Consider the following 26,377-nt stretch of genomic DNA (forward strand, 5'->3'; position numbering starts at 1 on the left):
TCAAGAAATTTCTTACATATTTTCAGAAATTCCTCATTAATACGTATGTAAAAGGGTAGAAATTAATCTCTAAAAATAGATCCATTATATTAAATAAGTCAAAAGTAGCAGAAAATGATTTTCATTGATTTACATATATAAAATTAATCATATGATTGCGAAGAAGAGCTCAAATTTAATGAATGATTGCTTAGCATATTATGCATGATAAAGATTCTATTTTAAAAATTAAATTGCTATTGATGAAGAATTTGGTAGAAGTTATACATGTATCATCCTATATAACAACAATTATAAATGCCCACTTAGAAAATGAGTTTTACATGAAATCCGTTGTCTCCATCAAAAAACTAGGGAAACATATTTTGAGAAAATTGTACTAGATGCTCAGAAATACTGGAAATTTATATTCTAGATGGCTAAGGCGCAGAATAATGGGAGAAGAGGGTAGGGTTAGAACTAAAATGAACTTTCATAAAATTTAATATGTATTTTGTTATTTCAATCACAATAAAAACCGAACGATATTGAAACTAAATATAGAGTTTCAAAAAATCGTTCGGTTTTTCTATTCCTTTTGTCTGGTGATTGCTGAGTATTAAGTATAAACTTTAATCCATTGTAATGGATTCTAAAGTGGAAGTGACAATATATTTTTCGCCTTGATCTGTATTCATTTTATATTCAGTTTTAATCTCTCCAAATCCTTCCGCGAAATATTTACGGTTTACATAGTTATCACCGTTTTCTTCAATTACAATTACATCTTCAAATGTTTTATATGGGGTTTCAACACTTATACCTGTGTCGACAATTTTCCAATTGCCGAACGTTGTACCGACTTGAATTGGTTTTGCAAAATAAGTCTCAATTGGCTGCATTGATTTGATTTCTTCTAATCCAGGGAAAGTTGCATCGTGGTCAACCGGTTCTTTGTAAATGATTTCAATTTTATCATCGCCGATTTTGTAAATATTCATCATGGTTACGCCGCCGTTATCGACAATCGTGCCTACATATTCTTTGTCCAACCAAGTTGTTTTTTCAGTATACGTTGCAAATTCATTCCCGTCTCCTAAGAACTTCGCAATGGATTTATCAGGTTTAAAAAATTGACTTAAGTCTTCATGATTATTTTCTGAAGCATTTTGATCGGTTGGGGAAACATCGTTTTGATTAGTTGTGTTTTCTTGGGGTTGGCAGCCAATCAACAGGAACAAAAAGCAGAGAGAAAGATAAAAAGCCTTCAGTGTTATCGACTCCTTTCATTGGTTAGTATTTATCATTATATAGTTTTATATAAATTCAAACACTAAATTAATGATAATAATATTATGTAAACAAAAATGGGTTTATTTATTGAATGGCTATTATTTATAGAAATTTGACTATTATTTCTTGAAGAATGACTATTAAATCGATTATTTTGACTAATAAAACAAATTTTTGAAGCGAAAAATTAGCGATTGGCTAATATTAATGAAAATTTGACTATTATAACTGGAAGAATGACTATTAAATCGATTATTTTGACTAATAAAACAAATTTTTGAAGCGGAAAATTAGTGGTTGGCTATTATCGATGCAAGTTTGACTAATATTTGTTAAAGAATGACTATTATATTCATCATTTTGACTATTAAATCGTTTTGTTTATCGTTGGAGCAAGCAACTTGCTAAGAATGTTGGTTATAATCCTATAAAGTGTTGTTGTTCACCTAATCTTAATGTATACACAAAAAAAGGCTGTCGGAATAATATCCGAACAGCCTTGCACTAAATTACAATAATCCTTGCGCTTCTTTCCATTCAAGGAATTCGTCATATGTGCATTGTTTATCAAGAATAGTCCCGTCATCTTGAATTTCAATGACGCGGTTTGCTATTGTTTGAATAAATTGATGGTCATGGGATGTGAAAATCATCGCACCTTTAAAGGCAATTAAACCGTTGTTCAGAGCTTGAATGGATTCTAAGTCTAAGTGGTTTGTTGGTTCATCTAGTAGTAACACATTTGCACCAGAAAGCATCATTTTTGCTAGCATACAGCGAACTTTTTCGCCTCCGGATAACACGGAAGGTGATTTTTTTACTTCTTCTCCTGAGAAGAGCATACGTCCTAAGAAACCACGTAAAAATGTTTCTGTTTGATCTTCTGGAGAGAATTGGCGCAACCAATCCACTAATGTTTTCTCATTGCCTTCAAAGTATTTTGAGTTATCCATAGGGAAGTAGGCTCTCGAAGTCGTTACGCCCCATTTAAATGTACCGCTATCAGCTTGTCGTTCTTCCATTAATATATCGAGCAATGCGGATTTTGCTAAAGGATTCCCTAACAACACAATTTTATCATCGCGATTCATCAAGAAACGAATATCTTTGAATAATACTTGACCATCTTGTGTTGCAGTTAAGCCATCTACAGATAGACAGTCATTTCCAATTTCGCGATTGATTTGGAAATTAATGTACGGATATTTTCGACTGGATGGTTTAATATCCTCCAATTGTATTTTTTCGAGCATTTTTTTACGGCTAGTCGCTTGTTTTGATTTAGAAGCGTTTGCTGAGAAACGGGCAATAAATTCCTGAAGTTCTTTAATTTTTTCTTCTTTTTTCTTATTTTGTTCTTGTGCCATTTTTAAAGCTAGTTGGGAAGATTCATACCAGAAATCATAGTTCCCCACATAAATTTGAATTCGTCCAAAGTCTAAATCAGCAATGTGTGTACATACTTTGTTTAAGAAGTGACGATCGTGGGAAACAACGATTACAGTATTTTCAAAGTTGATTAAAAACTCTTCCAACCAACGAATAGCTTTTAAATCTAAGTGGTTTGTTGGCTCGTCTAATAGCAGCACATCTGGTTTGCCGAATAATGCTTGAGCAAGCAATACTTTAACTTTTTCTGAACCTTCTAAATCAGCCATTTTTATATAATGTTTATCTTCGCTGATACCTAAGCCATGTAATAGAGTGGCCGCTTCTGATTCAGCCTCCCAACCATTTAATTCTGCAAACTCCGCTTCTAGTTCGGCAGCACGCATGCCATCTTCATCTGAAAAATCTTCTTTCATATAAATGGCGTCTTTTTCTTTCATTACGTCATACAGGCGCTTATGTCCCATAATCACTGTTTCTAATACCGTATATTCGTCATATTCGAAATGGTTTTGTTTTAATACCGCTAAACGTTGGTCTTTCCCTATGATTACTTGACCTTCTTGTGGTTCGATTTCTCCTGATAATATTTTAAGGAACGTAGATTTTCCCGCTCCGTTTGCTCCGATGAGACCATAACAGTTCCCAGGTGTAAATTTAATATTTACATCTTCAAAAAGTTTGCGATCACCATAACGAAGACCTACATTACTTACTTGAATCATGTAAGTTCCTCCTTTAATACTACTTCAATGTGCAAAAAAGATGGAATCTAACTTCTTTTTCTCTTTTACACATAATGGCACCATTATATCAAGAAGTGAAGGGAAAAGCTATAGAAGGTTTGGCATTCAACGATGAATTAGTTTGAAAGAATAGAATAAAAACAACGTAATGAAATGGGGACTGGTTAACAAAATATAAGCAGAATTGGAATCATGAGTAATCCAATTCTGCATTTTTATGTAGGAAGGGGAATGCAAAAGAGGATTATAATGTATAGGCAATGACTTTTAAGAAAAGAAGGAAATTTGTCATATTAAATTAATCGAGTTTCTTTCTCCTAAACCAAAGCGTTGCAATCCATTTTTCACCTATATTAACTGGAGCGCCGCCATGTAATGTTAATTCATTTAAAGTTTGGTTGTTGTAAAAGTATTCAAAATATACAGCCATTCCTTTTTTAGGATACACTTTTAATCCAAGTTTTGGGAAATAGGTTTCTCCGCCATCTTCTACATCACTTAAATATAAAACAACTGTACAAATTCGATTATTGCTTGCTGCTTTACTTGTTGCTGCGAAATAATCAAAATGCTCTTTATACTCTTGTCCAGGTTTGTAATTTAAAATATGCAAACCTTCTGCGTGTTCAACAGGGATACCTACAATAGAAGAAATTCTTTTTTCAACTGTTGATACAAGGTCATCTTGAACATCCGACAAAAATGCCCCACTACTAGTTCGGATATCGCTAACAATTTTTTCTACACCAATTTTGGAACGTTGAAGACGATTTCTTGATAATTCAATTAATCTGTCACATTCTTCATCATCTAATACAGAACCCAGTACAACGACTAAAGGTTCCTCAAATTTTACCAATACATCAATTTCTCTGTCTTCTGTTTTGATTTTGTTTCCAGTGAAGTTAAAAATTGTTGGTTCATTTGAACGAGTATTTGTAACATATGTAGTCAATGCTCATTCCCTCCGCATGATGGAATAAAATGTAATAAAAAGGTATAAAAAGGAATATTGAAATGAATAATTAAATTTTACAATAATTTTCTCATTTTTTCACTACTGTTTTATAAAAAAATGGATGTGATCTAATCATTTTCACCTATAGCAATTTTGTTCTACGAAATGATATAGGTTACAAAAGTCTTTAGGTAATGAGTAGATCTAAATCCAATCCCAGTTACATTGAATGTTTCTATCGATTATTGAATAATACTTTTCACCATTTAAGATGAATATATAAATATTATGTAAACTAATTACCGATAAATAAAAAGGAAGTTTTTTAGTTAGGAAAGCAGGGAAGTAACTTTCAAATCATAATGAGCGTTTTTAAAAGAAATCAAAAGAGCGGCAAAAGTAACATACTTTTAACCGCTCAACATTTATTTATTCCAGTATTTTTGTATGAATTCATCTCTTCCGGATTTTTTTCGGTCTTCAAGGTAATGTTCGGGATTTTTCTTGTAATAATCTTGATGATATTCTTCTGCTTCATAGAAGAGTGTGGCAGGTCGAATTTCCGTTACGATTGGCTTTTTGAATTTGCCGCTTGCTTCTAGTTGTTTCTTCGATTTTTCCGCTAAGATTCGTTGCTCTTCTGTATGATAAAAAATGGCTGTTTTATAAGATTCCCCGCGATCATGAAACTGACCTCCATCATCCGTTGGGTCAATTTGCATCCAATAAATTTCAAGAAGCTTTTCATATGGAAATACATCTGGATTAAATTCGATTTGTACGACTTCTAAATGTCCAGTTTTCCCAGACTTAACTTCTTCATATGTAGGATTTTCAACATGACCTCCCATATAACCTGATGTTACCTTTTCAATTCCATCCCATTCAACAAATGGTTTTACCATACACCAAAAACATCCACCAGCAAATGTTGCTTTTTCCATTTTTTTCACTTCCTATTGCTTAAAATTCTTAACAATGTTACAAGATAACTTTATAGTATCAAATTTACAACTTTCATATGCAAAAAAAGCTTTTCGTAAAATAGCATAGTATAATAATTGATATCGAACTTATCGTTTTGATTATCGTTATATTTTTATAAAGTTATATGTCTGAGGGGAATGAATATGGAAGAAAATCAAGTTCGTAGTAGAAGTGAAAAACGTTATAAGAAAAAACGTTTACGTAAAGGTAGAGTAATACTATTTTCAATTTTCATTGTGCTGATTGCAATCATTGCATATTCTATTCACCAATATCGTACGGGGTTAGAACTAGCTGGCGAAGAGAATAAAGAAGAAATAGAATTTACACCCGATGAACCTAAAGAAAAAATCGAGAATTATTTAATCATTGGTGTGGATAGTAGGGGAGAGGAAAAATCCCGATCCGATACGATGATGGTTCTTTCTTGGAATAAAGAAACCAACGATTTAAAGTTAGTTTCTTTCATGCGAGATATTTATGCAGATATACCAGGATATGATCGTTGGAAATTAAATACCGCTTATTATTTAGGTGGGGTACAACTGTTGAAAGATACATTAAATCATATGTTTGAAATCCCGATTCATCATTATATGGTGATTGATTTCAAAAGCTTTGAAGCGATGATTGATATTTTGGCACCAAATGGTATTGAAATAGAAGTTGAAAAAGACATGTCTGCTTATATTGGCGTATCCTTAACAAAAGGTTTGCAACGTTTAGACGGTAAAGAGTTATTAGGATATGCGAGATTTCGACACGATGCTGAAGGTGATTTTGGAAGAGTAGAGCGTCAACAAAAAGTCATTGAAGCATTAAAAGACGAATTGTTAAAACCGAAAAATGTAAAAAATTTACCAAAGCTTATCGGTGCAGCACAAGGCTATATCATCACGGATATGTCTTCTGTAGAGGAACTAAAAACTGCTTTATCAATTGCAAAAGGTGGATCACCTTCCATCGAAAAGATGACAATTCCTGTAGAAGGGACATATCGATTTAACTCCTATCAACATGCAGGATCGGTCATTGAAATTGACTTGGAGGCCAATAAGAAAAAATTGCATGAATTTTTAAAAATAGGGGAGTAGAGAAGTTTTTTTCAGAAATTATTCATGATAAAATAATTTTGTCGAAATTTGATGAGGTGATTTTTTGGAAAAAGACAAAGAATTAGAGCAAGAAGTAAAACAAAATAAATATTCCATGTTTCAGACAACAAAATACATTCGATTCCTTGGAGGTAAAAATTTACTTTTCTCACTATTCGTTCTTTTATTATTAGGCTGCGTAATTTTCGTTTTTAATAAAGTTTCGTTTATCTTTTACCCGATTCAAGTATTGTTTGAAGTAGTAATACTCCCAGGAGTTCTTGCTGTCATTTTATATTATTTATTTAGACCGTTATTATATTTGTTGGAACGGTGGATCCCGAGAATTTGGTCAATTATTTTAATATTCATTATTGCGATTAGCGCCATTACATTATTGGTATTACTTGTCTTCCCATTTTTGCGGGATCAATTTACGAATTTAGTACATGAGTTTCCTGTTTATTTCATGGCAGTTGTAGAAGGGATTGTTACGTTTTTAAATAATTCTGGTGTGAATGAACTATTCTCGAAATACAATATTGATTATGACCGAGTATTACTGGATGTAACGAACAATTTAATTACGACGGTAAGGGAAACTTTTGCGAATTTAGCAACTACTGTAGCGAGTGGTATCACAGGATTTGTTTCAACGGTAACGGGAATCGTTTTATCTTTAGTAACAGTACCGTTTATTTTATTCTATCTATTGTATGAAGGAGAAAAATTCCCAAAATTCATTTTAAGTATTTTTCCTCCTCGCATGCGAAATGATGCATCCAAAGTGATGAAAGCAATGGATCATCAAATCAGTCATTACATACAGGGTCAAATTTTAGTTTCTTTCTGCATCGGCGTCATGATGACAATCGGATTTTTAATCATTGGGTTAGATTATGCGTTTTTACTTGGATTTTTAGCGATGATTACAAGTGTTGTGCCTTATTTAGGGCCAGCCATCGCCATCACACCTGCCATCATCATTGCAATCGTAAATTCACCATTGATGGTGTTGAAATTAATTATAGTATGGACGATAGTACAATTAATTGAAGGAAAGCTTATTACACCGAATATCATGGGTTCTTCATTAAAGATTCATCCAATTACGATTATTTTCGTATTATTAACAGCGGGTTCATTATTTGGTGTGGCTGGTGTCGTATTAGGAATTCCAGGATATGCCTTGCTGAAAGTGTTAGTGACATACATGTTCCAATTATTTAAAAGGCGCTATAATCGATTTGAAGAAGATGAAACGAATAAATATCATGTAGAATAAATCGGCTATTTATTAGCCGGTTTTTTATTTTTTAGAAGAAATAACTTGCAAGACTAAAGTAATAAACGCAGTTCTAAATAAAGAAAAAACTATCATTCAACTATTCAATTGAATGATAGCTTATCAATTCGAATAATATTAAATTTTTAATTCGCGTAACCGTTCAATCGCTTCCTCTAACAATTCTTTTTCTTGAACGAGGGCAATGCGTACATATCCTTCTCCTTCAGATCCGAATGTAATTCCTGGGACCATGATTACTCCTGATTGTTCTATAGTTTTAAATGCGAAAGACACACTATCAATGGAATAAGGATATTTCGCCCAAACAAACATCCCTCCGTTTGATGGGGCATATTCCCAACCGATTTTTTCTAGCCCTTTTGTAATGACTTGATGTCTTTCAGCAAATGTCTTACGTAAATGATCAGTGATAACTTCCGAATTGTCTAAAGCAAGTGCGGCAGTGGATTGAATCGGTTCAAAAATACCGTAATCTAAATTTGATTTCAATTGTTTCATAATATTTATCATTTCTCTATTGCCAACGATGTAAGCTACTCGGGCGCCAGCTAAGCTGAAACTTTTTGATAGAGAATTGATTTCTATTCCAACATCCTTTGCACCTGGAGCATTTAAGAAGCTGATTGGTCTCTCTCCAGTAAAGTAAAATTCTGAGTAGGCCGCATCATGTAGTACGATAATGTTATATTTTTTTGCAAATTCTACAACTTCCGTAAAATATTCGATAGTAGGCATTGCCGGAACAGGGTTACCTGGTAAATTCAAAATGAGCAATTTCGCTTGCTGGGCAATTTCTTCAGGAATTGCTGTTAATTCTGGAAGAAACCCTCTTTCTTTATTTAATGGTATGTAGTAGGGGCGGGCACTTGCCAAGTGAATGCCGGCAATATAAGCGACATAAGCAGGATTTGTCGTGAGAACGATATCGCCAGGCTCACAAAAGGCGATTGGTAAATGAACTAGTCCTTCTTGAGAACCCATTGTGAGTAAAACTTCTGACTCGGCATTAACATCTACTTTATTGACTCTCTTATAATAGCGTGCAACTGCCTCATTAAATTCCATTGTTCCTGTTAATGTGTACCCATAGGCAGCAGGATTTTTGCTTTTTTCCGCCATGTGATTCCGAAGCATTTCATGAGGTGGTAGATCTGGACTTCCAAGGCTCAAATCAATCATTTTCATTCCTTTTTCTTGATATGTTTTTGCATGATCCTTTAATTGACCGAATATTGCTGGTTGGAATAATGACATCTTCTTAGAAGGTACAATATTCAATAATAACACTCCTTAATTTTGACGAATTCGAATTTAAAAAATATTTTAACATATCTTTCAATACTTTTAATCTTTCTTCAATACAGTAAATATTAAGTTTTTTGATTTAATTAACAATTTTGTTTATGATACAAGAAAAATAGTAAAAGTTTTGGAGATGAAAATATGAGAGTGTATTCCCTAAGTGGTCCAAGTGGTTCTGGAAAAAGCACGAGCGCTTTACAGTTCGCCCATGATCATCGAATTGAAGCAATCATTGATGATGGATTATTAATTAAGAACGGTCAAAAAATTGCAGGTATTTCAGCAAAATTTGAAAAAAATACGATAAAAGCTATTCGAAGAGCGATCTTTCAAGATGAATTACATAGAAAAGAAGTAATGGATGCAATAAAAAAACATCATATTCAATCGATTTTAATTATTGGAACGAGCGATAAAATGACAAAAAAAATTGCTGAACAATTGAACATTGGTCCAATTCAACAGTTTTATTATATTGATAACATACGATCGAAAAATGAGATTAAATTAGCTCAATTTATTCGCTCGACTCAAGGTAAACATTTAATGCCCATTCCTTATCGTCAAGTAGAGCAAAATTTTTTTAAACGTTTTATTCAAAAAGGGTTTGATATTTTTTCAAAGAACCGAGTGAAATTAGGAGAAACGACGATTGTTCAACCTGATTTTCATCGTCAAACAATTGAAATATCACCGAATGTTTTTATTGATTTAATTCACTATGTTGTTTCGAATTATCCGGTTATCGCGAAAGTAGATTCTATACAATTCACAATGAAGAAATTGACGCCCAACATTTATATATCCCTTCAGATGAAAGCACCAGTACATTACGATGTGGTCAATGCTATCGAAGAATTGCAAAAGCAGATTTCCATTGAATTTCAACGCCATTTTGAATTTGAACCAATGCAAATGCAAATTTTTATTAAAGGAATAATGTAAAGGACTGTCCAAAAACTACAATACTTTTTCGGACAGTCTTACTATTCATTTTGTGTGAATTATATGAAAACATCTACTTGCAGTTATTGATTTTAGGCGAAAGGGAATCGATAGCCGTGATTTGGATTTACTAATGATTTTTCTAAAGCCCACAAAGCTTTAGTTTTTCCGTCTAAACTGAGGCATTCGTTTCTCAACGAAAGCACGTACTCCTTCAGGAAAATCCTCAGGATCGACAAAAGACGTGGAGCCTTGCCATAGAGCTGGAGTTGAGTTAACGCACTCTTTTACCGAATTTTTGACCGCCAGTAATGAAGCAGGGGACATGCTCGCCACTAGTTTTCCCAATCGAATAGAGAAACGGGTTAAATCTTTTTCAGGTACTAAGTAGTTTAACATACCGACTCTATATGCTTCCTCTGCTTTAAATGTACGGCCAGTGAAAACAAAATCTTTTGTCGTTGATGGGCCAACTAAATCAACGAGTCGTTTTGCAAACTTATTATTCAATGTAATGCCGAGCTTCCCAACCGGAATTCCCATGCGAGCTTTCTCAGAACCAATTCGTATATCACAAGCTAATGCAAGCTCAAGACCTGCTCCCATCGCTGGACCGTTAATGACACCAATGGTAGGGAGTGGTAAGTTTTCGATAGTCGAGATTGTATTTTCCATTCGAACAAAGGCCTCTTCAGCTTCTTCTAATGACATGCGATTGAATTCTTTTATATCTGAACCAGCAGTAAAATTCTCACCAGATCCCCGAAGAATTAATACTTTATTTTTTGGATTTTTTATAGATTGCGTAGCGATTTTTGCTAGTTGATCCCACATTTTTGCTGTCAAAGCGTTTTTTAATTGCGGTCGATGAATGGTGATAATGGCTAAACCAGCTGTTTCTTGATAGACAATTTTTGCTTCTTCTTCTTCGAGTCTCGTCGTACGAACTTGCATTCTCAATGCCTCCTTTACATTAGTTTCATATTACTTGAATTAAGTAAATTATCCTACAGCTATTTCAATATTCACAATAAATTAAACAATTTTCAGAAATAATCGTCAAATTTATTTAGGAAGGGTAGGGAGGAGGAATGAAAAGAAATGAAACATTGAGATGACCATCTGCTCCAATCGTCGTAGTGATACTGCAAGCTCAATCGAGCACATATTTATATAAAATGTAGTGTAAGCCATTGCAATGAATGTCTTTTAATTAATATAGTTGAATATTTTTATTATAATGAAATACATAAAACATCAATAAAGGAGCATAATTATGTTGAAAAAAGCAGTTTTTGAACAATTAAAACAAGCCATGAAAGAAAAAGATGTTGTGGCGAAAGGAGTTCTAACATTATTAAAATCTGCATTAGATCAAGCAGAAAAAGAAAAAGGCTCTGAACTTTCATTTGAAGAAGAAGTAGCGGTTATTCATCGTGAATTGAAACAGATTCAACAAGCGTTAGAGGGTGCAAAACAAGCGAGCCGTGAAGACTTAATTGAAAAAGAAAATCGTAAGCTGGAAATATTACAAAGCTTCTTGCCAAAACAATTATCAGAAGAAGAAATTGTCAAAATTTTAGAGGATGCAGGTATTACAAAAGGAATGAATATGGGCGAGGCGATGAAAATTGCAAAACCGCTCCTTGCTGGCAAGGCTGATGGAGCAACAATCGCAAAAATGGTGAAAAACCTCATATAAGGTTAGCAAAGACTTGTTTAAATCATTAGACAAGTCTTTCATTTTACCGTTGACAGAAAATTAAAACTGTACTATATTAGAATCAAAATAAAACAACTGTTATAGTACAATATAAAAGGGGGATATGTATGACAATTTATCAAGAAGGCTATGAGTATTATGTTTCAAAATGTGAGCAGTTTGGTCTTGAACCAATCAATTTTACAAACTTTATCGAACATTTATCTCAAGAACAGTTAGACAGATTTAATGAGCATGCACGAATAATGAAAGAACAAGTTAAATAATCAGATAAAATCGCTAGATTATAGGAAAGAGGTTAATAATTTGGATATATTTAAAATTGAAGTCGATTAAAAGCCTCACTTGTTTTGTAACAACAAGTGAGGTATTTATTTGCAAAAAATTGCAGTATGTAAAAAAATAACACCATTTTCATTAAAAATGGCGTTCAATTAAAAAGATAATGAAGCTATTCATCCAATAAATCGAGTATACGATTGTATTCGGGAGCACCAATACAATCATAGTATTGGAAAAGTAAGTCGGAATTTACTTTGATTTTATCTTTATGATTTAAATACATTTGCTCTGTTAAAAAGCGAATAATTAATGGTACCGGTTTATCGTGATTGAATTGGTTCATATGTTTTTCAATGAATTCTTCCGATAAAACACACCTTAAATTGTTTCCTAAGCATTCAAAGTCTACGTATTCTATATGCTCATTTAAAAATTCATCCGTTAAATGTTTATTATATAAACATACGATTTTCCAATCAATTTTATCTTTAAATCGATTTAACCAATGGGGCTCTAAAATCGCACTAATTAATGAAATTTGTTTTGCATTGTATTTGTTAAATTGCTCATCCATTTCTTCATTTGTTGGCTTTTTATAACCCATGTCATCATATAACTGGCAAGCGAGGGAAGGAATCCCTTTTACCATGTGTTCGCTGCCAGGCCATTTAAATGGACCGCGATCAAACTCAAAAAATTGGAAATCTATTTTTTCCTCTTCTTCCTCATATTCATCATCATCTATTAAATGAATGGTTGCATATTCACTAAAATAAGTGTCATCTTCAATAAATTCATCAATTTCATCTGCAAAATGAGGATTGATTTCTTCTTTTTTACGTATTAATTCGTCAACAATATATTTTTTAAATGAAGGAGTTAGTCTTGCGAGTACTGGATAATTATATTGCAGCGCGGCAACATCTACTAAATCTAAATGATCGATTAAATATTTTTCAGTGATTTGATCACATGCATAACATACATAAGCAAAATCTACATATTTTAAATATGGCTCAAATTCCGTTGGATGCAACTTTATTAAACTATATCTCCAGTAGCAATAATCCATTATAAATTTCTTTGATAAATGCGGATTGTCTCTTTGGATTTCTTCTGCACTTGTTTCATCAATAATCGGACCGTAATGAACAGGTATGGACGTGACATCAAAATCATCAGGAATGTTTAATTGTTCAAGGGTTTTTTTCGGATTAAATCGCTTTCGACGGCTTGAATGAGTTTTGATGGTATATGTCCCGATGGAACCTCTTTCGTCTAATAAAATATAGGATAATTCTTGTTTTTGATCTCTCGTTAACTTCGTATTTTTTGGAAATTTTACAGCAGCAAAATAAGTAATGTCATCAAGATTGTAATAAAATTTATATTCGCCTTCACGAGTAAATTCAGACCGCGAATTATTTTTCTTCCAATATATTAACGCACCTAGAATAGGCGGATAATTTGAAAAATAGATGTTAGCAATTGAAAAAATATTATGAGATAAAGATTCATCATATATTGCTTTAATAAATTCGATTTTTTTAATTTTAAGCATGCTCGACCTCCATATTGTTATTATACCCTTTTAGGAATAATAACGTAGAATAAATTGTTTGAATAAATTGATGGAAAAAACAACAGTATCTCCATGTATATGTACGAATAGACTATCTTGTAAAGTTTATGAAAGTTATATCATAATCATGAATAATTTGCATTTAATTTTATTAATTTTAACAAATTCTTCATTTTGTTTGATTGAACATGAACAATAATTAAGTAAAAAATGATCATTTATAAAAAAATCATCCACGAAAGTTTGGATGATTTTTTATTCAAAATAGAACTTCTAAAAAAATGTTTTTAAATGGAGCAGCAAAAATGATTAGAAAAACCAGGTTGCTAGTTTTGTAACAGAATAATTTTCCTCGAAATTTGTAAGAGAGGCAATATAACTCAAGTGGGCAGATCAAAAAATTAAGGTAGAGGAAATTCATCCTAAATAATATTGATAGTCTTTTCATTGCTGAAGAAAATATTTTCGAGTTGATAAAAGGGAAGTGGGGAAGGGGAAGGACTAGCACGTAAAAATGATATGGTTACTCCAATTAAATTTGAAGGATTATATAAAAATTTTAGATAATACAGGAAGTTAGTGATTGTCTAATTACTGTTATTTTGCCTGTAGTTATTATTTTTATTTAATAGGAATAGGCATTTGTAGAAGGAGATTTACGTTAGATGTTTTCTATAAAAATGTGAAATTTTTTCCTTCATTTCTAGTACATATGACTCAAATCAATTATTAAAACTTGCATTTATTATAGTAACTTCAAGAATGGAGGTGAATGAAGTGATGGATAAACACTTTAACAATTTAGGATTAGAATTCGGTGACACTATTTTGGTAGGAGGCAATGGTTTTTCAAACCAACAAGGAATCTTCATTGCATTCCAAGATAATTTCTTAGTTTGGGTAACTTTCATTAGCGGAGCAACAAGATTATTAAGTACAGATACTACTAACTTAACCATTGCTAGAGCATAATCTAATTAAAATATAAAGGGCGTCTCAATGCAATATGTAGGCGACCTCAATTTGTCGAGCGCTAGTTACACAGTTTCTGTAACTAGCGTATTTTGATTTGAACTACAGAGCGAAAAGCAGTGTATATGACATAAACAAAGATGTTGTTGGGGTTTATTTACAAGTACTCTATTTTAGTCTACCATTAAAATGGTATTATTCCATAGAAAAGGTGAGTTCATTGATATATGTGTTCGATTTAGATGGGACGATTGTGTTTAATGGGCAACCGATATCAAAAACAATTCTTCAATCGTTAAAAAAGTTGAGGGAAGAAGGGCATGAAATCATTTTTGCTTCAGCGCGCCCCATTCGTGATATGCTGCCTGTAATAGATAAAGAATTTCATGATCTGACAATGATAGGCGGAAATGGTTCTTTAATATGGAAAGAGGGAAAAGTGATAAAAAGTCACACATTTCCAAAGAAGGTAGTGGAAGAATTAAAAGAACTGATTAATCTGTATCAAGCTACTTATTTGATTGATGGGGAATGGAATTATGCTTATACTGGACCGAAAACACACCCAATTTTTCATAATATTGATCCAGGAAAATTAGCTAAACAAGTAAATATAGATTCTCTTGATAAAATTGTAAAAGTATTATTATTAACAGCTAATGATATGGATAAATTATCTGAACAGGTCTTAAAACTTGAAGTTTTTGTACATAGACATCGCAATGAAGATGTAATAGATATTAGTCCAAAGGGGATTCATAAAGGAAGTGCTTTAAAGTCATTGGGAATTGAGGAAAATACTTATATTGCATTCGGGAATGATGCAAATGATATATCCATGTTTGAACATGCATTCCATAACGTGATGATTGGTTCAAACGAACAACTAGCACCTTTTGCGAAGGAAAGTTTATCGATGCGCGGCGATGTTGAACAAGCAATCTCAGATAAAATCCTCTCATTATTATGATAACTGAACAATTGAAGTGCCTTTGAAAAGCAATTTTTAGTAGCCATTTGATGCTTATAAAGCAATAAATTTCGACCTGGAGAGAAATTTTAAAATCATATAATAAGTGGTTTGGCCTGACAAAAAGTTCGTCAGGCCCTATTACTTTTATCAATAAACTCGTTTATTATATTCTTATAGAGGATGGTTCTGAAAAATCCTTTATTTATTGAAAACACTCGCTCCGAACGATTTATTAAAATGTAGTAAAAACACGTACAGCTATTATGGAGGGATAAAATGGGGAAAAGTACATTTGTCATTAAACAAAGAGCTTACTTAAAACTTTATATGCTTCATGCAGCAGAGAAGGGAAGACTTTATGGACTTCAAATATTAGAAGAATTACAAAATCATTTTAAAGATCTCGGTTATAAACCAACAAAATCTGAAATTTATAAGTCATTGCATGAGTTGTTAAAAGAGGGCTATGTTGTTAGGGAGCCAATAACAAAAGAAGGGACAGAAATGCAGACGATTTATATTTATAGGCTGGGAGACAAAGAGAAGGTAAAAGCCTACAAAGATACGATTAAAGCTGACATCGACCGTTCAATTGCACTACTAAGTAGGGCTCTAAAAGATAATTATTCCCAGAAGAGAGGTTAAATAGAAAAAATCTGTATCTTACATTATATATTATTTGATAACCCATCCTCTATTACTTATTTTAGTCCAAGCAAATCTCCGATGAATGAAATGTCTGATTTTAGAATTGTTTATGATATACGGAACAACCGTATATAATAGTGATTGCTGAAAAAAGCGAGAGCAATTTATAACGAAATATAATATGGAGATGGAGTATATTTTGCTGCCACTGGAACGATCAAAACCTCAGTAGCATTTCTCTCGAGATAATAAATTTTCTAATTATAATATATAGGTGGCCAAACATATCAATTTTAGTTTTGATAAGTAAAGATTGATGTTGGGAAATCACTTATATTTACGGTTAATTGGATTAAAATATCAAAAGTAAAGTGTTATTGAGGGTGATTCGTGTGTAAATCAATTAAGTAGAAAAATACTGACAAAAATACATGTGGAAAGTCAAATTAAATAAAACTTTTGATAAACAATTAATCATCCGTCTTAATCTTTTGAAACCAACAAATTGATACTCAACCATTTATTGATTATTCAATGGGTGGGAAAGAATTCATATTTTATGGAATGAAAATAAACTAATTTTTTATTTCTGTTTTTAGTTTACATAATATATCTTATCAGAAGTTATATCTCAAAATTTAAGAATACTTGTAATAGTGAGACAGAATTAAAATAACTGTATTTATTTTACCGATTTATTAGTTTAAATTAATAAAAATTTAATAATATGAACTGTTAAATTAATAAAATGTTTCAGTTATACATAACTATATATAGAATCATCATTATTTCACATATGTTGATCTTGTACTTTCCTATAATTGTTATTCCTTCAATAATTTTTAACTTCTATTCACACCCATTTCTTCGGTCATTGTTCCTAACTTTTTTTCCCTTTTTTCTGTTTTTTGTTTTTTTCATTATCCTTCATTGTTATAATATCCTAAAAATATGTATAATAATTGGTAAACAATTAGATCTATCATACTGTATATTTCTTAACTTTTGAAAAAAATTTCTCTTTTAATCTTGTTTTTTACTAAAAAAAATTGGAATATTTATAGAAAAAGTTGTTGCAATTTTTTGAACTGTTAAATAAAATTAAGGTTGTAAAATTCTTAAAAAAGAATTTTGCGCACACAAAACAGAAAAAAAAATCAAAAATAAGGGGGTATGTTTATGGCGAAAGATAGCGGAAAGCAAATTGATTACGAAAGAATCGCCAAAATGGAATCGTTCAGACAGTTATCTAGAAAGAAAAACTCATTTCTCTGGACGATGGCAGTAATTTTCTTTGTCTTATACATGCTTCTTCCAGTTTTAACATCGTACACAGAAATTTTGCATCAAAAAGCAATTGGAGAAATTACGTGGGTATGGTTCTATTCATTTGGTCTCTTTATAATGGTTTGGGGACTGGCACACTTCTATGTGGGAAGAGCGAACAAATTTGACAAAGAAGCAAGAGAAATTATTGATGAATACGAAAGAGGTGCTGGTCAATGAGTCTTACTTCTATAGTCATGTTCTTAGCTATTGTTGCTGTTACTTTGTATATTACTTATTGGGCTTCTAAAAGAACCAGCACTGCAAGTGATTTCTATACTGCTGGCGGCGGCCTTAAAGGTTGGCAAAATGGACTAGCGATCTCGGGGGATTATTTATCTGCTGCATCATTCTTAGGGATTGCAGGTTCCGTTGCTTTATATGGATATGATGGTTTCTACTTCTCCATCGGTTATTTAGTAGCTTATTTAGTTGTATTATATATTGTTGCTGAGCCTTTACGAAATCTAGGTAAATTCACTTTAGCAGACATGATTACTGCTCGTTTCGATATGGCAAAAGTTCGTGGAGCAGCTGCATTAAGTACAATTGTTATCGTATTGTTCTACATGATTGCACAGCTTGTTGGTGCAGGTGCACTTATTCAATTATTATTCGGTATTCCTTATTGGGTTTCTGTATTAATCGTTGGCGTCATGATGACAATCTATGTATTGTTCGGAGGAATGACTGCTACATCTTGGGTACAAATTATTAAAGCTGTTCTATTAATGTTTGGTACTGCAATTATTTCACTTTTAGTTTTATGGAGATTTGATTTCAGTATTATTAGAATGTTCTCTGAAATGGCTACTGCTACCGAAGCAGGTGAAGCTTATTTAAATCCTGGTATGCTTTATAAGAGCGGTATTAATACAATTTCTACATTATTAGCATTAGTATTAGGTACTGCTGGTCTTCCACACATTTTAATGCGATTCTTCACAGTTAAAGATGCTCAAACTGCACGTTCTTCAGTAATTTGGGCTACTTGGATCGTTGGTATTTTCTATGTATTAACTATCTTCTTAGGATTTGGAGCAGCTGCATTCGTTGGTAAAGAAACTATTGTTGCTGCAAACCCTGCTGGTAACATGGCTGCACCATTACTTGCTGAAGCTTTAGGTGGAGATATTTTATTCTCATTCGTTTCAGCTGTTGCCTTTGCAACAATTTTAGCGGTAGTTGCAGGTCTAGTACTTTCAGGTGCTTCTGCCCTATCTCATGACATTTATGGTCAAATTGTTAAAAAAGGCAAAATTACTGAAAAAGAGCAAGTTATTGCTGCTCGTATTGGTTCATTAGTCATTTCCGTTATTTCTATTTTACTTGCATTAGGAGCTCAAACACTTAACGTTGCGTTCTTGGTATCATTAGCATTCTGTATTGCTGCATCTGCTAATTTACCAGTAATCATTTACACAATTTACTGGAAACGATTCAATTCTAATGGTGCTGTATGGGCTATCATTGGTGGATTAATTACTGCTTTAGTTCTTGTGGCAGTTTCACCAAACGTATGGAATCCAGAACCAGGTAAAGCGATTTTCGTAGGTACGCCATTAGTATCTTTAACAAACCCAGCAATTATTTCTGTTCCAGTTGGTTTCATTTGCGGTTGGATTGGAACTATTTTATCTAAAGAAACTGATTATGCAAAATATAGCGAAGTTGAAGTTCGCGCACAAACTGGTATTTCCGTTAATAAAGTCTCTCACTAATTCTAACCCTTTGATCCTTGAGTTTCATAACTCAAGGATTTTTTAATTGCACATCTTTTATCCATTACTCCCCTACTCTTTTCTCCAATTGTTATTCTCTATTTAATTCTTATTATAGTAGAAATATTTTTATTTTTTTATTGCTAGATGGTATATATCACAAATCTGTCACATAAAGCTTTAATAACTTTAATTGGTATGCAGTTGGAATATGACGGGTTTGGAGGGTGTAATGTTGAAGAAAACTACCATTCTTATTTTAACTTTGCTTTTCTTATTTGGAATACTAGCAGGCTGTTCTACCAGCACATCGAATACTTCTAATAACACTTCCTATTCAACAAATTCTAAAGTCATCAAAATTGCTGCTCATGCACCAATGTCTGGTAGTAATGCTATCATTGGTGAAGCCATCAAATTAGGCGCTCAAATGAAATTAGAGGAAGAATTAGCGAAGTTTGAGGAAATGGGTTTTACATTACAATTGGAACCATACGATGATCAGGCAGATCCAAAAAAAGGCGTATCCAATGCCAATTTGATTGGAGCAGATGAATCTATTTACGGCGTTATCGGTCATTATAACTCTGGCGTATCGATTGCGGCTTCCGAAATATATGAAAAGTATCATGTTACAATGGTCAACCCTGCAAGTACAGCAACAGAAGTGACAGATCGGGGGCTGGCAACAGTTAATCGCATCGTTGCAAGAGATGATCATCAAGGGCCTGCAGGAGCAAGATATGCGGTGAATGGATTGGGAGCAAAAAAGATTTTTGTTATTCAAGATAAAACAACATATGGAACAGGATTGGCAGACGCCTTTGTAGAGGAAGCTGAAAATCTAGGTGCTGAGATTGTAGGGTATGAGGGAATTACTGTTGGCGAAAAAGATTTCAATGGCGTATTAAACTTAGTGTTAAATAAAAAGCCTGATTTAATTTACTTTGGAGGTATTTTTGGCGAAGGTGGAATTCTTATAAAACAGGCACGTGAGAAAGGCATAACAATTCCAATTATGGGTGGAGATGCGCTCTATTCCTCGGCGCTTGTCGATATTGCAGGTGAAACAGTGAAAAATGTGTATATTACAAATATTGCTGGAGATGCGAGCTCTACAACAGAAGGTAAACAGTTTATTGAAAATTATAAGGCGAAATTTAATAAAGATATCGAGCCGTATTCTGCATATGCTTACGATGCGATGGGAGTATTTTTACAAGGATTAGAAAAAGCCATTCATGCCAATAACGGTGAGTTACCATCTAGAAAAGAGGTAGCAGAAGCAGTTCGATCCGTCAAAGATTATAAAGGCGTTTTAACAGACGTTTCTTTTGATGAAAAAGGCGATAATATCAACGCAAAATTGTATCTTTATAAATTTGATGAAGCAACTTATCCAGCCACATATGTTGGTGAAATAAGCCAATAAAAAAGGCTTTTAACAACAAAATCATTAGAAAAATAAACAATGCATTTTACTCAAAACAAAAAGAGGAAGGCAGATGAGCTTTCCTCTTTTTATCATTTTATTCAATTCGATGGTTCCCTTCCCTACTCTCTCGATAAAATAACTATTGTTAGTAAAATGCATAACGATCCAATCCAATCAATCCATCCAAAAGCAACCCCTAAGAATGCTACTGATGTTAATGTTGCGGATAATGGTTCGAAACAAGCTAGTAAACTTGTTTCCGAGGCGCTTAAATATTTTAAGCTATCTAAATAAAAATAAAATGAAAGAACGGTTCCGCAAACAACGACAAATAAGAAAGCAAAGTTTGCCTCAATATGCCATTGTCCTTCAAATTGCCAAGGAGCTCTTATAATGCTAAAAACGATTCCCCCTATTAACATTCCCCAGCCAATGGTAATAAAGGATCCCCATTTTTTTAATAATTTAATTGGATAAATCGTGTAAAATGCTAAACCAAGGGCGGACAGAATCCCCCATAAAAAAGCTTCTTTTGAAATCGTTAATGTTTGAAAGTTTCCGTGTGTGACAAGCAAAAAAGTTCCAAAAAGTGCTGAAAAAACTGCAATCAGTTCTTTTAATGTTGGTAGACGTTTGGCAATAATAAGATAATACATTGTCACTAATCCTGGACCTAAGTATTGTAAAACCGTTGCTGTTGCCGCGTTTCCGTGTTTGATAGCAGCTAAATATGTATATTGAACACCAATCATACCAAATATTCCGAAAATGACTAATGGAATGGCGTCATTTTTTTGTTTCCATATGTCAAAAATATGTTTTCCTTCTTTATTATAGGCAATGATTAATAATAACAATCCAGCAAGTAGTAACCGAACAGTTGTAAACCATTCTGTGTTGATATGTAAATGTTGAAACATATATTGGGAAACAGTACCGGATATTCCCCAAAACAATGCAGCAAGAATTACTAACGCCATTCCTTTCGAACGATGTTCAATGGATAACACTAATTTCCCCATAATGATTCCCCCAAAATAAACGATGATAACAATAGTAAACCGTTTTCGAATTTTTTTCAATTTAAAAGTGGACAACTCCATAATAGAGTCATCCACAATATTATGTTCTTATTAATTATAAATCCTTTATGACTTCTTGAATAGGTTTGAGAATTTTTACAAATAATAATTCACCGTCGTTGTTTATATCGAATTTCAATGAACCATTTGAATAACGATCTGCTTTAGTGAGTTCAGAAATTGCAAATTTCTCTTGTACTTGTTTTTTCGTTGCTACAAGTACCGAATCTTCTTCATTAACAACCAAAACGTTAAAGATACGGTGAGGATTTGTTTTTAATTCTTTCAATATGACAAGACCACGTTTAGCTCGGCCTGTTCGTTCGATTTCGGAAATACTCATCCGTTTGATTGCACCTCGATGGGTAACGACAAGTACATCTTGTTTAGCATCTTTTTCAATTACATTAACTGCGGCTAATAGATCATCATCTTTTAAATTGATGCCTTTAACCCCACCTGTTTTGACACCCGTAATCGGTATTTCTTCCATGTTAAATCGTACTGTATAGCTTAAATATGATGTTAGGATAACATCCTTATCGGAAGATACAAGGTTTGCATAAATCATTTCATCGTCATTTTTTAGGTTCATTGACTTAATTGGTTTGGAGTATCGAGATACTTGATATTCAGCTAGACTCGAACGCTTCACTTGTCCTTGTTTTGATGCCGTTAATACATGTAAGTTTTCATCATCAAAGTTTTCAACGCCAATAGCACCTATTACTTTTTCGCCTTCTTCAATCGGAACAATACTTGAAATATGTTGACCTAAGTCTTTCCAACGAATATCCGGCAATTCATGAACTGGTTGATAAATGTAGTTACCTTTATTCGTGAAAATTAATAGGTAATGTTGAGTATTCAATGTCTCTTCAAATAGTAAATAATCCGATTCTTTCATTGCAATATCTTCCGGGCTTGACGCTGCATAAGATCGTAGACTTGTCCGTTTTACATAACCATCTTTTGTAACAGTCACGACAACATCTTCGCTTGGCACTAAAACGTCTAGAGACAATTTGATTTCTTTAATTTCAGCTTGGATAGTGGAACGTCGAGGCTCGTCAAACTTTTTACGCAATTCTTGGATTTCTTTTTTAATGACCTTAATTAATTCTTTTTCACTACTTAATATTTTCGATAGTTTTTCTGTTGTTTTTTGTAATTCTTCATGCTCTTTTTGGAGCTGCGTTATATCTGTATTTGTTAAACGATATAATTGCAAGTTAACAATTGCTTCTGCTTGTGCTTCAGTAAATTGGAATTTCGATTGCAAATTGTTTTTTGCATCTCGTTTATCTTTAGAAGAACGAATTGTTTGAATGACGTCATCTAAAATGGATAAAGCTTTTATCAAACCTTCAACGATATGTAATCGATCTTTTGCTTTTTGAAGGTCAAATTTCGTCCTTCTTGTTACAACATCCTTTTGATGATCGATATATGCATCTAGCATTAATGGAAGTGTCATCATTGTTGGACGCCGATTATGAATAGCAATCATATTAAAGTTATATGTGATTTGTAAGTCTGTGTTTTTATATAGATAGTTTAAAATGGCTTCTCCATCAATATCTTTCTTTAATTCAATGACAATTCGGAGTCCTGCTGTTCGGTCGGATTCATCTCGAATGTCAGCAATCCCCTCTAAACGCTTATCAAAACGCATTTCATCAATTTTCTTTACAAGTTGTGCTTTATTCACATCATAAGGGATTTCAGTGATGACAATTTGCTCTTTTCCACCTTTAATGGGTTCTATTGTTGCTTTGGAGCGAATAATAATTTTTCCTTTGCCTGTTTCATAGGCTTTTTTAATGCCATCAATCCCTTCTATGATTGCACCAGTAGGAAAATCAGGCCCCTTTATGACTGTCATTAAATCATCTACAGTACAATTTGGATGGTCTAGACGCATCAATATTCCATCTAATACTTCTGACAAGTTGTGAGGTGGTATATCTGTTGCGTAACCTGCAGAAATACCAGTAGCACCGTTTACAAGTAAGTTAGGAAGTTTAGCAGGAAGCACAGTCGGTTCAGTGTCTTGGTCATCAAAGTTTGGAACGAAATCGACTGTTTGTTTATCAATATCTTTTAGCATTTCTGCAGCTACAACGGAAAGGCGCGCTTCCGTATAACGCATTGCTGCTGGGGGGTCACCATCAACCGAACCGTTATTTCCATGCATTTCAATTAACGGATAGCGAGCTTTCCAATCTTGGCTAAGTCGTACCATTGCTTCATATACGGATGAATCCCCATGAGGATGGTAGTTACCAATAACATTACCGACTGTTTTCGCAGATTTTCGGAATGGTTTTTCATGGGTATTCCCTTCCCTATACATCGCATAAAGAATTCTACGTTGCACAGGTTTTAATCCATCTCGAGCGTCGGGGATCGCTCGGTCTTGAATAATGTATTTACTGTAGCGACTAAAACGATCACCAATCACGTCTTCTAAAGTTAATTCATGAAATCGTTCGGTTGACGCCATTATTCTTCCTCCTTATGTTGGATGAAATCGGTTACTAAAGTATTTGTATCTTCTTCCATACCAAAATCAACATTTGATTCTATCCATTTACGGCGAGGTTCGACTTTATCCCCCATTAAAGTTGTAACGCGACGTTCTGCACGGGCGCCATCTTCAATCGTTACTCGAATGAGCGTTCTTGTTTCAGGATTCATTGTCGTTTCCCACAGTTGATCAGCATTCATTTCTCCGAGACCTTTATAACGTTGGATGATATATCCTTTGCCAACTTTTTTGATTTTTTCTTGCAGTTCTCGCTCAGTCCAAGCATATTCTACAATTTCGTTTCTGCCGCTTCCTTTTGACACTTTATACAAAGGTGGCAATGCTAAATATACTTTTCCCGCCTCAATTAATGGCCGCATATAGCGATAGAAAAATGTGAGTAGCAAAACTTGGATATGGGCACCGTCAGTATCTGCATCGGTCATTATAATAATTTTATCGTAAGCCGCATCCTCTAAATTAAAATCAGGACCTACTCCGGCTCCGATTGTATGAATAATGGTAGCAATCTCCTCATTTTTCATAATGTCCGTAAGTTTTGCTTTTTCTGTATTAATAACTTTACCGCGGAGTGGCAATATCGCTTGGAACCTGCGATCGCGACCTTGTTTTGCAGATCCCCCTGCAGAATCACCTTCCACGAGGTATAATTCATTTTTTTCGGGATTGCGAGATTGGGCAGGTGTTAACTTCCCAGAAAGAATTGTTTTAGCTTTTTTGCCCTTTTTACCGTTTCGTGCTTCTTCCCTAGCTTTTCTCGCTGCTTCCCTTGCCTGTCCAGCTCGAATTGCTTTCCGAACAAGAGATGCGGATAATTCTGCATTTTCTTCTAAAATATATAACAATTTTTCTGATAAAACAGATTCTACAGCAGTGCGGGCTTCGGGAGTTCCAAGTTTACTTTTTGTTTGGCCCTCAAATTGTAATAACCTTTCTGGAATTCGAACGGAAATGATGGCGGAAAGTCCCTCTCTTATATCGGTACCTTCAAGGTTTTTATCTTTTTCTTTTAATAAACCGACTTTTCGTGCGTACTCATTAAAGATACGAGTTAATGCAGACTTGGCACCAGTTTCATGAGTACCGCCATCTCGAGTACGAACATTATTGACGAAGGAAAGAATAGTTTCGGAATACCCATCATTAAATTGGAAGGCAAATTCTACTTCTATATCATCATGAGTGCCTTCCACATATTTTACTGGATGGATGACATCTTTTTCTTCATTTAAATATTCAACAAATGCTTGAATTCCGTTTTCATAGCAAAATACTTCCCGCTTTCCTTCTTCCCTTTCATCAATCAGTTCAATTGTCAAACCTTTTAAGAGAAAAGCTGATTCACGTAATCGTTCAGCTAATGTATCATAATTAAATTTTATTGTGGAAAATATCGTATCATCCGGTAAAAAGTGAACGAGTGTTCCAGTTTCTTTTGTCGTCCCAATTAATTCAAGGGTTGTTACCGGTTTTCCACCATTTTCAAAGCGTTGGCGATGAATTTGACCATCACGATAAATCGTTACTTCAAGAAACCTAGATAGAGCATTTACAACGGATGATCCCACACCGTGTAGACCACCGCTTGTTTTATATCCACCCTGACCAAATTTTCCACCAGCATGAAGCACAGTGAATATTATTTCAGGTGTTGGTTTACCTAATTTATGCATTCCTGTTGGCATTCCACGACCGTAGTCTCGAACGCTAATGGAATGATCTTTATGGATTTTGACGATGATATGTGAACCAAATCCAGCAAGGGCTTCATCCACTGCATTATCTACAATTTCATAAACTAAGTGATGAAGACCTCGGCTGTCAGTGGATCCAATATACATCCCTGGACGTTTCCGTACAGCATCCAAACCTTCTAATACTTGAATGGCATCGGCATCATATGTGATCCCTGTTTGATTGATTGCCAAATTAAATCCCTCCAAATACAAACATCCGTTCTATATCACAAATCGTACAGAGAATCGTTCCATCTGTCAATCACTAGTACATTCGAGCATCCTTTTCATTTTAACAAATTTTTGAAAAGAAAAAAGAAAATTTTTCATAAAGTGTACTTTGT

Annotated in this window: 21 protein-coding genes; 11 read left to right on the forward strand and 10 right to left on the reverse strand. The window is 33.6% G+C overall.

What is annotated here, in order from left to right:
- Positions 1-611: 611 nt before the first annotated feature.
- From NSU17_RS15330 to msrA, 4 genes are all read right to left on the reverse strand, one after another.
- A complete protein-coding gene (locus tag NSU17_RS15330) occupies positions 612-1,211 on the reverse strand; it encodes a hypothetical protein (protein WP_340705433.1) in 600 nt (199 codons plus the stop codon).
- A 570-nt stretch (positions 1,212-1,781) separates the two neighbouring features.
- Complete coding sequence (locus tag NSU17_RS15335) at positions 1,782-3,386, reverse strand: ABC-F family ATP-binding cassette domain-containing protein (RefSeq protein WP_340705434.1); 1,605 nt, start codon at positions 3,384-3,386, stop codon at positions 1,782-1,784.
- Positions 3,387-3,705: 319 nt separating this feature from the next.
- Positions 3,706-4,362, reverse strand: coding sequence for a 2OG-Fe(II) oxygenase (locus NSU17_RS15340; RefSeq protein WP_340436601.1), 657 nt, complete (start codon positions 4,360-4,362; stop codon positions 3,706-3,708).
- A 428-nt stretch (positions 4,363-4,790) separates the two neighbouring features.
- Positions 4,791-5,309 (reverse strand): peptide-methionine (S)-S-oxide reductase MsrA, encoded by a 519-nt coding sequence (msrA, locus tag NSU17_RS15345; RefSeq protein ID WP_340705435.1) that lies wholly within the window; start codon positions 5,307-5,309, stop codon positions 4,791-4,793.
- Positions 5,310-5,495: 186 nt separating this feature from the next.
- On the opposite strand from msrA, the gene NSU17_RS15350 reads away from it, so the two are divergent.
- Both NSU17_RS15350 and NSU17_RS15355 read left to right on the forward strand, forming a co-directional pair.
- A complete protein-coding gene (locus tag NSU17_RS15350) occupies positions 5,496-6,446 on the forward strand; it encodes an LCP family protein (protein WP_340705436.1) in 951 nt (316 codons plus the stop codon).
- 115 nt (positions 6,447-6,561) lie between these two features.
- Positions 6,562-7,731 (forward strand): AI-2E family transporter, encoded by a 1,170-nt coding sequence (locus tag NSU17_RS15355; protein WP_340705526.1) that lies wholly within the window; start codon positions 6,562-6,564, stop codon positions 7,729-7,731.
- A gap of 138 nt (positions 7,732-7,869) precedes the next feature.
- Here the strand turns inward: NSU17_RS15355 and NSU17_RS15360 are convergent, their stop codons facing one another.
- A complete protein-coding gene (locus tag NSU17_RS15360) occupies positions 7,870-9,033 on the reverse strand; it encodes an aminotransferase class I/II-fold pyridoxal phosphate-dependent enzyme (RefSeq protein ID WP_340705437.1) in 1,164 nt (387 codons plus the stop codon).
- A 165-nt stretch (positions 9,034-9,198) separates the two neighbouring features.
- Here NSU17_RS15360 and NSU17_RS15365 point away from each other — a divergent pair, with 165 nt between their 5' ends.
- Entirely contained in the window at positions 9,199-10,002 is an 804-nt protein-coding gene (locus tag NSU17_RS15365; protein ID WP_340705438.1) for a hypothetical protein, read from the forward strand.
- 159 nt (positions 10,003-10,161) lie between these two features.
- Here the strand turns inward: NSU17_RS15365 and NSU17_RS15370 are convergent, their stop codons facing one another.
- The gene (locus NSU17_RS15370; RefSeq protein WP_340436593.1) at positions 10,162-10,956 is read right to left on the reverse strand and encodes an enoyl-CoA hydratase/isomerase family protein; all 795 of its coding nucleotides are present in this window, start codon (positions 10,954-10,956) and stop codon (positions 10,162-10,164) included.
- Between the two features lie 322 nt (positions 10,957-11,278).
- Here NSU17_RS15370 and NSU17_RS15375 point away from each other — a divergent pair, with 322 nt between their 5' ends.
- A complete protein-coding gene (locus NSU17_RS15375) occupies positions 11,279-11,704 on the forward strand; it encodes a GatB/YqeY domain-containing protein (protein WP_340705439.1) in 426 nt (141 codons plus the stop codon).
- Between the two features lie 128 nt (positions 11,705-11,832).
- The gene (locus NSU17_RS15380) at positions 11,833-11,991 is read left to right on the forward strand and encodes a hypothetical protein (protein WP_016838111.1); all 159 of its coding nucleotides are present in this window, start codon (positions 11,833-11,835) and stop codon (positions 11,989-11,991) included.
- A 185-nt stretch (positions 11,992-12,176) separates the two neighbouring features.
- On the opposite strand, the gene NSU17_RS15385 is transcribed toward NSU17_RS15380, so the two are convergent.
- Positions 12,177-13,568, reverse strand: a complete 1,392-nt coding sequence (locus NSU17_RS15385) for a nucleoside-diphosphate sugar epimerase (protein WP_340705440.1) — start codon at positions 13,566-13,568, stop codon at positions 12,177-12,179.
- Between the two features lie 798 nt (positions 13,569-14,366).
- On the opposite strand from NSU17_RS15385, the gene NSU17_RS15390 reads away from it, so the two are divergent.
- The 6 genes from NSU17_RS15390 (at position 14,367) to NSU17_RS15415 (ending at position 20,661) form a co-directional block, all read left to right on the forward strand.
- The gene (locus tag NSU17_RS15390) at positions 14,367-14,561 is read left to right on the forward strand and encodes a hypothetical protein (protein WP_340436591.1); all 195 of its coding nucleotides are present in this window, start codon (positions 14,367-14,369) and stop codon (positions 14,559-14,561) included.
- 220 nt (positions 14,562-14,781) lie between these two features.
- Positions 14,782-15,531, forward strand: a complete 750-nt coding sequence (locus tag NSU17_RS15395) for an HAD-IIB family hydrolase (RefSeq protein WP_096551125.1) — start codon at positions 14,782-14,784, stop codon at positions 15,529-15,531.
- Positions 15,532-15,810: 279 nt separating this feature from the next.
- The gene (locus NSU17_RS15400) at positions 15,811-16,179 is read left to right on the forward strand and encodes a helix-turn-helix transcriptional regulator (RefSeq protein ID WP_096551123.1); all 369 of its coding nucleotides are present in this window, start codon (positions 15,811-15,813) and stop codon (positions 16,177-16,179) included.
- 1,182 nt (positions 16,180-17,361) lie between these two features.
- On the forward strand, positions 17,362-17,688 hold the full coding sequence (locus tag NSU17_RS15405; RefSeq protein WP_016838104.1) for a DUF485 domain-containing protein: 327 nt from the start codon (positions 17,362-17,364) through the stop codon (positions 17,686-17,688).
- Entirely contained in the window at positions 17,685-19,229 is a 1,545-nt protein-coding gene (locus tag NSU17_RS15410; protein ID WP_340705441.1) for a solute symporter family protein, read from the forward strand. The genes NSU17_RS15405 and NSU17_RS15410 overlap by 4 nt, the downstream gene beginning before the upstream one ends.
- 232 nt (positions 19,230-19,461) lie before the next feature.
- Entirely contained in the window at positions 19,462-20,661 is a 1,200-nt protein-coding gene (locus NSU17_RS15415; RefSeq protein WP_340705442.1) for a branched-chain amino acid ABC transporter substrate-binding protein, read from the forward strand.
- Between the two features lie 122 nt (positions 20,662-20,783).
- On the opposite strand, the gene NSU17_RS15420 is transcribed toward NSU17_RS15415, so the two are convergent.
- The 3 genes from NSU17_RS15420 to parE form a co-directional block, all read right to left on the reverse strand.
- Positions 20,784-21,686, reverse strand: coding sequence for a DMT family transporter (locus NSU17_RS15420; RefSeq protein ID WP_096552512.1), 903 nt, complete (start codon positions 21,684-21,686; stop codon positions 20,784-20,786).
- Between the two features lie 115 nt (positions 21,687-21,801).
- Positions 21,802-24,252 (reverse strand): DNA topoisomerase IV subunit A, encoded by a 2,451-nt coding sequence (gene parC, locus NSU17_RS15425; protein WP_340705443.1) that lies wholly within the window; start codon positions 24,250-24,252, stop codon positions 21,802-21,804.
- Positions 24,252-26,225: a DNA topoisomerase IV subunit B gene (parE, locus tag NSU17_RS15430; RefSeq protein WP_340705444.1), complete on the reverse strand. Its 1,974-nt coding sequence runs from the start codon at positions 26,223-26,225 to the stop codon at positions 24,252-24,254. Before parE ends, parC begins: the two co-directional genes overlap by 1 nt.
- Positions 26,226-26,377 lie beyond the last annotated feature (152 nt).

The organism is Ureibacillus sp. FSL K6-2830 (assembly GCF_038004145.1).
Classification (GTDB): domain Bacteria; phylum Bacillota; class Bacilli; order Bacillales_A; family Planococcaceae; genus Ureibacillus; species Ureibacillus thermosphaericus.

Bases quoted from the DNA above. Each gene is read 5' to 3' on its own strand.
- NSU17_RS15335 (WP_340705434.1), bottom strand. From the start codon at position 3,386: ATGATTCAAGTAAGTAATGTAGGTCTTCGTTATGGTGATCGCAAACTT.
- msrA (WP_340705435.1), bottom strand. From the start codon at position 5,309: ATGGAAAAAGCAACATTTGCTGGTGGATGTTTTTGGTGTATGGTAAAA.
- NSU17_RS15350 (WP_340705436.1), top strand. From the start codon at position 5,496: ATGGAAGAAAATCAAGTTCGTAGTAGAAGTGAAAAACGTTATAAGAAA.
- NSU17_RS15355 (WP_340705526.1), top strand. From the start codon at position 6,562: ATGTTTCAGACAACAAAATACATTCGATTCCTTGGAGGTAAAAATTTA.
- NSU17_RS15365 (WP_340705438.1), top strand. From the start codon at position 9,199: ATGAGAGTGTATTCCCTAAGTGGTCCAAGTGGTTCTGGAAAAAGCACG.
- NSU17_RS15370 (WP_340436593.1), bottom strand. From the start codon at position 10,956: ATGCAAGTTCGTACGACGAGACTCGAAGAAGAAGAAGCAAAAATTGTC.
- NSU17_RS15375 (WP_340705439.1), top strand. From the start codon at position 11,279: ATGTTGAAAAAAGCAGTTTTTGAACAATTAAAACAAGCCATGAAAGAA.
- NSU17_RS15380 (WP_016838111.1), top strand. From the start codon at position 11,833: ATGACAATTTATCAAGAAGGCTATGAGTATTATGTTTCAAAATGTGAG.
- NSU17_RS15385 (WP_340705440.1), bottom strand. From the start codon at position 13,568: ATGCTTAAAATTAAAAAAATCGAATTTATTAAAGCAATATATGATGAA.
- NSU17_RS15400 (WP_096551123.1), top strand. From the start codon at position 15,811: ATGGGGAAAAGTACATTTGTCATTAAACAAAGAGCTTACTTAAAACTT.
- NSU17_RS15405 (WP_016838104.1), top strand. From the start codon at position 17,362: ATGGCGAAAGATAGCGGAAAGCAAATTGATTACGAAAGAATCGCCAAA.
- NSU17_RS15410 (WP_340705441.1), top strand. From the start codon at position 17,685: ATGAGTCTTACTTCTATAGTCATGTTCTTAGCTATTGTTGCTGTTACT.
- NSU17_RS15415 (WP_340705442.1), top strand. From the start codon at position 19,462: ATGTTGAAGAAAACTACCATTCTTATTTTAACTTTGCTTTTCTTATTT.
- NSU17_RS15420 (WP_096552512.1), bottom strand. From the start codon at position 21,686: ATGGGGAAATTAGTGTTATCCATTGAACATCGTTCGAAAGGAATGGCG.
- parC (WP_340705443.1), bottom strand. From the start codon at position 24,252: ATGGCGTCAACCGAACGATTTCATGAATTAACTTTAGAAGACGTGATT.